General features: G+C 47.6%; 2 protein-coding genes and 1 pseudogene. All 3 read right to left on the bottom strand.

Annotation, left to right across the window (positions count from 1 at the left end):
* Positions 1-311 precede the first annotated feature (311 nt).
* The gene (locus AC2VE5_RS23670) at positions 312-3,257 is read right to left on the bottom strand and encodes a UPF0182 family protein (RefSeq protein ID WP_486890107.1); all 2,946 of its coding nucleotides are present in this window, start codon (positions 3,255-3,257) and stop codon (positions 312-314) included.
* 195 nt (positions 3,258-3,452) lie between these two features.
* Complete coding sequence (locus AC2VE5_RS23665) at positions 3,453-4,565, bottom strand: baeRF11 domain-containing protein (protein ID WP_486890106.1); 1,113 nt, start codon at positions 4,563-4,565, stop codon at positions 3,453-3,455.
* A 145-nt stretch (positions 4,566-4,710) separates the two neighbouring features.
* Positions 4,711-6,174, bottom strand: a pseudogene (locus AC2VE5_RS23660) (HAD-IC family P-type ATPase); the annotation flags it as partial.
* Between the last annotated feature and the right edge of the window lie 116 nt (positions 6,175-6,290).

Raw genomic sequence — 6,290 nt, 5'->3', positions numbered from 1 at the left:
ATTGGCGTTCCCAGAGGAGCTATCAAAGAACGACTTGTCTTCATCCATCAAATCTTTGGAGTGGTTGCATAATTCAAACTCCTCCCACAGGGCTTTTCTATTCTCACCCAGTTTTTGCAACACAACCTTACTGTAGAGGGCTGGCATAGATCATTTATCTGCTTTTATCCCTATTATTATACGTCTTAACCTAACTTCGTACTACTATATCCCTGAATTCTAAAAGCTTTGCTGAACGGTCATTCTACTTCTGAGAATCGAACAATCTGCTCCAAATGTGCTGTAAGAGGCTAGTGAGACGCTGATATTAACTACTGACCAGTTGTCGGTTCTTCCGCAGGGCGAATGATTGTGGCATCTGGAGTAACTTGGGGTCGAAAGATGGCTTGCAACGCTTCCTCTAAAGTGGGAGACATAACAATCCGGTTTTCGTAGGCAACAATCACTCGCACCAGCGTTGGTAAACTATTCTGAGTAGCTTCCAAATAAAGTGGTTCGACATACAGCAACGATTGCTCGATCGGCACGATGAGCAAATTGCCCTGAACTGCCCGTGAACCCTGACGATTCCAGAGAGAAATTTGCTGAGAAATCACTGGATCTTGATTAATTCGCGCCTCAATTTGTTCAGGTCCATAGATTAACCGTTCTTTCGGGAATGTATACAGCAACAATTTGCCGTAGTTTTCACCGTCCGATCGCGCGGCTAACCAAGCGATCAAATTTGTCCGTTGCCGAGGGGTGTAAGGCAACAGCAAAATGAATTCTTCAAACGGCACGGCAGGTAAACTGGTGATCAGGTAATACGGCTCAACGGGTCGGGACTCATCACCATAGACCTCATTCGGAATCTGCCACTGATCTTCACGGTTATAAAACACCTGTGGATCAGTCATGTGATAAGTCATCAACCGCTCTGATTGCAGTTTAAAAAAATCTACGGGATAGCGAAGATGGCTGCGTAGACTAGCAGGCATCGCTGTGAGCGGATTGAATAGGTTGGGAAATATTTTTGACCAGGTGGTAATGATTGGATCGCTGGGATCAGCCACATAAAATTCAACAGAGCCGTGATAAGCGTCAATCACAACTTTTACTGAATTGCGGATGTAATTGATGCCTTCACTGCCTAAATCAGAATAGGGATAGCGATCGCTGGTCGTGTAGGCATCCACAATCCAATAGAGATAATTCTGGTCATTCTGCTCCGGGTTTTGCACATTAGCTGTGACTAGATAGGGGTCGCTGTCGTAGCGCAGAAAAGGAGCGATCGCCTGAATTCGGTGTTTGATGTTACGTCGGAACAAGACCTTTGTGTCCGGCAAAAAGTCACGGGTGACGAATAAGCGCCAGTCGCGCAGGTAAATTGCAAACAAACTCCGCTGCCACCAGGAACCCATATTGATGCCACCCCGTCCATCATAGACGTTGTAGGCGTTGTCACTACCGCTGGGATAATCCAGTTCCTGCGTCAGGGTTTTAGTCATGACATAGGTGTTGGGAATCTCGCCGTAATAGATGCGGGGTTGCCCAATCGGAAGGCTGGCACGAATTGCAGGACTGGAGGTTGTCAGCGCTCCAGTTTCACCACCCGTAATATCTTTGACAAAATACTCTGGTAGACCACCCACACCGACTGTATTGACTGGGCTAAGCGTGAAACCGTACCCATGCGTGTAGATTAAATGACGGTTCACCCAAGTCTTAGCTTCCTGGGGAACTGCGCTGTAATCTAGTTCCCGTGCAGCAATCAGCACCTGCCGTTGTTCCGTAGGCGCAGTTGGGGTAGGCGAGGGACGATCTGGTGGAGTTGCAGGCGGACGAGCAGGGATATCGGTTTGCAGGGTATAGCGATCAATATCCGCGTCGGGAAAGCGGTAGTAGGGACGAATTTGCTGCAATTGGCGGTTCGTTTGCAGCAAGGGTCGCTGATCCCACAGGCGAATATTGCGGACAGTCAAGGCGTTGGCAGTCAAATCGGCTTCGGTAAGCTGTCCCTGGGGGTTGAAATTGCTAGTATCAATGGCTTCTAAGCCAAATGCCTGACGAGTGAGGGCAATCGTTCGTTCGATGAATGGACGCTCCTGCGCTAGTTCATTCGGCTGCACAACCAAATACTGAACGGCTTCAGGAACAATGACTCCAGCAACAACCAGCAACCCAAACAGTCCCAATCCGAGGTTAACCCAGTGGCGACGAGGGGACTTGGGTTGCCAGAAGACCGTGCGCCACAAAAGATAGAGCGCGATCACCAGCGCCAATAGGCTCAATCCGGTATAGATTGGCAGTTGAGCCGTTGCATCGGTGTAGCTAGCACCAAACGTCACTCCACGCAGTGAATATAGTAACTCGTATCGGCTCAACCAGTAACTTAGAGCAACCGCACCCATCAAACCACTACCAACCCCATAGAGATGCCTGTATTGGGCTGACGAAAATCCAAGAAAAATACCTTGGCTGAGGCTATCTCCCGATAACAAGTAAGTCAGTGTTGTTGCAATGAACCCATAGAAAAATAGTCCAAATAACCACAACTCCAGCACTTCCCAAAGCGGCAAAGCAAAAATGTAGAAGCTAATATCTCGCCCAAACAAGGGGTCAGCCGTGTTGAACGAGATGGGCTGTAAATATTGCAGGACGACTGCCCATTGTTTTGAAAGCAGCCATCCAAACAAAATACTGAGAGTTATTGCAATCGCGCGTAGCACAAATCGAGGATAAACTAATAGGGCGATCGCACTGCCCAATACCCCAATTAACCACCAAAGCTGACCGACCAACTGTGTGCCGACTTGCCAGAGGTTCTTCAGGTTGAAGCGAGAAACAAGGGTACTGGAGAGTGTTGGACCCGACTGCCAGTAGCTCAAGGCAAGCTGACCATAATAAATCAGCAAGCAACCAACTAACAAACTTAGCCCCAGCGTTAGGGGAAGTAGCAACCGCAGCCTTAAAGCAGTGGTTGACTGAAACGGCACTAGAGGAGAACGCTGAAGCTTTGCTCTATAAAGCGGTAGGACAACGGGTTGTCTGCCGTTAATTTCCTCACCCTGACTACCCTCGTTGGGACGATGAGCATGTTTCAATCGTTCGGCTAAAGCCAGATTTCCTAGTAAATAAACTGCCGTAACCCCTGTCACAATGCCCAATAAAATCAGTCGAACCTGAAATTTGAGCAGGAATACCGAAAAGTAGTTAACTTCCTGAAACCAGAGCATTTCTGCTCCAAGACGGGATACTAAATCAAGCAGTAGCCCCATGCCTAGGAGAACTATCAACAATTGAAACAGCCATTTTGGAGTCACAGAAATTAACTTAGTAATGTGAAATTTTTAACCGACAAAAGAATCATTACAGCACGATACTTAATAGCTTCAAGCGAGGGGAGAAGATCGCTTTGTCAACAAGGCAGACGCAACGGCTGGAATGCTTGTACTGATGCAAATTAAGGCTAGTTATGCCCAGCGTAGTACGGCTGCCATCGGCATTAGCTCCTTAGAAGCATCTGCTTCTGTGAGAACTCCTAAGACTTCACCCCCGTTTTCTATGACTCGAATCACAATCTCATTGATGACATCATAGGTTTCGGCGCTGCGGGTATCGCTAAGAGTCATTTCACCTGTATCTGAAAGGGTGCCATACTGTACAAAATCAACTTCGACCAGCAGATGACTGACTTGACCACGAGTAGCAAATTTGGCAATCATAGCAAGCTCCGCAATCGACCGGGATTCGCTCTGACGCTTGTAGTACAGATTGCACCACTGCTGAATACGTTCTTGACGCAATTCCCTGACAATCGGAGGAATTGCTTGTCTGATTTCTTCTTCTGGTAAGCCTTCTGGGCTGCCATCAACTCCTTTATCAGCTAGCATATCGTAACTGTTCAGAGATCGATACATGGCTTGAAATTCCTGGGTCGTTGCCAGAATCAGAGGCATATTGCTACCGCTAACAACTGGGCGCACTGCTCTCTCTACTGCGCGTAAGAACTGTCTTTGCAATATTTCTGTCCCTTCATCGCCTTGCAGTCTGCCTGCGGGAGCGCGATCGCGCTGTAAGGTGCGCTTGGTGACTTCACTAAAATCGGCTGGCAAATCCGATATGTCTAATGGTTCTAATTCTTGAGCGGCTGTAAATTCGTACAGTTTGACCGACTTTTGAGAAATGGCTAGGACATAAGCCGACATCGGCTGTAAGGCTGACATCAAGGGCTTGAGATAGAAGCGATTACTCACTTCTGCCGCTTTTTCTACAGCGTAGGCAAGACGATAGGTTTTAATTGATTCAGGTGTAACTAATATCCCCAACCCATTAGCTTGAAATTCCCAAAATTCGTCATCTTCTTGTAGTTCTTCCAGATAACCTGTCATCGCCTGTATTTGTCGCTTGTCGGCGATCGCCTCGGCTTGCTCCATCGCCTCTTTAGTCAAGTTTTTCAAAACGATGCGGCAAGCCTGGGCATCCTGGGTTAAGGGAGTTGTCGGTAGAAAGACCGAGACGCAAACTCCACGCTGGGCTGCCAATTTTAAAAATTGCTTTTCTCGAATAGCATCTTTATACAGCATGATTTCTAATTTCTGTTTTTGGCTGGTAATCGGTCATTCTATTGTGGGGTTATCCAAACTGACATCCTCCTTAGGATTAACTAACGTTGTACCTCTACCTCACCAATCAACTTGAATGACTGCTTCTACCGGATACTTGATAGCTTTAAGCCAGAGGAGCAAATTGCTTTAACAATAAAGCAGGTACAATGACCGGAATTCCTGCACTGATGCAAATTAAGGCTTGTACCAGACTCAGTGGCTGGGTATTAAATAATGGGTTGATGATAGTCAACTGACTAAAGAAAATTTGCAAGATAAAAACGCAAATTACTCCGATCGCAGGAATATAGGCAACTGTGCGAGTGCGATCGCGTAGATAAGCAAACAGAGATGGAATGCATTGACTAATGCTTAATAAGTAAAAGGTTTCAGCCGCAACGAGGGTATGGACTGCCATTGTACGAGCCAGATTGATATTACCTGTCGTCTGCAATATCCACTCAAACATGCCCAGCACAGCGATGAGATTGAAGATGGAAATAATCAGGATGCGCCATAACAATTTACCCGTAAGAAGGGGTTGATTGGGGCGCATGGGCGCTCGCTCCATTGTGCCTGTTGCTTTTGGCTCAAAGGCTAGGGTGGCACTCAGGGCAACCGAACTCACCATATTGACCCAGAGAATCTGGACAGGCAAAATCGGCAGGGTAGCTCCGGTGAGGATTCCCACCAAGATTGTCATGGCTTCTCCACCATTAACGGGCAAGATAAAGCCAATGGTTTTCAGCAGGTTGCCATAAACGGTGCGTCCTTCTTCGACGGCAGCTTCAATCGAGGCAAAGTTATCATCAGTCAAGATCATATCTGCGGCTTCTTTGGCGACTTCTGTACCCGTAATCCCCATCGCGATGCCAATATCGGCTTGCTTTAAGGCGGGCGCATCGTTTACGCCATCCCCGGTCATGGCGACGACTTCGCCTTTTGCTTGCAAAGCTTCTACCAAACGCAATTTTTGTTCGGGGGCAACGCGCGCAAACACGGCACTGGCTTCAACAGCATTGGCGAGATCCTGACCATTCATATTTGCTAGCTGTTTCCCCGTGAAGGCAGGTGCGGCTTCATCTTGGCTCAGTCCCATCTGACGGGCGATCGCTGCCGCCGTTAGAGCATGATCGCCCGTAATCATCTTGACTTGGATGCCTGCCGATTGACACGCACGCACGGCAGCGATCGCCTCGGCTCTAGGTGGATCGATCATGCCCTGAAGTCCGAGAAAGATCAGATCTGCTTCAATATCTGCATGGTCAATATCCCGCTGTTCTGCTGAAATTTCTTTCTTGGCAAATGCCAGCACCCGTAAGCCCTGAGCGGCTATCTCATCAGTCATCTGCTCAATTTGCTGCCGATTTAAGTCGATTTTTTGACCCTTAGCATCGAGCTGGTAATGGCATCGCTTCAAGATTGCTTCCGCCGAACCTTTCACATAAATTGTGTGGCGATCGGTGAGTTCTTCTTGCTGGTGCAAGGTTGCCATATATTGATACTGCGACTCAAAGGGAATCGTATCCAGGCGTGGTTGTGCTTGTTCCAGGTCTTGTCGGGTCATCCCTGCTTTTGGTTGTGTTGCAAAAAATGGTAGGCTAAAATAATGCTGCTAGAGAAAATAATTCTGCCTGCCTCTAATGAATCCTAAAGCTCCATTCAAATGGCGGCATTACCAGTCCGAAATTATCTTGCAGTGTG

Source organism: Aliterella sp. E5.1 (assembly GCF_057473825.1).
The sequence above is the reverse complement of the archived record's forward strand: the minus strand, read 5'-3'. Positions and strand labels throughout refer to the sequence as shown.

Excerpts from the sequence above, each read along its gene's own strand:
- AC2VE5_RS23665 (WP_486890106.1), bottom strand. The coding sequence starts at position 4,565 with ATGCTGTATAAAGATGCTATTCGAGAAAAGCAATTTTTAAAATTGGCA.
- AC2VE5_RS23670 (WP_486890107.1), bottom strand. The coding sequence starts at position 3,257 with ATGGGGCTACTGCTTGATTTAGTATCCCGTCTTGGAGCAGAAATGCTC.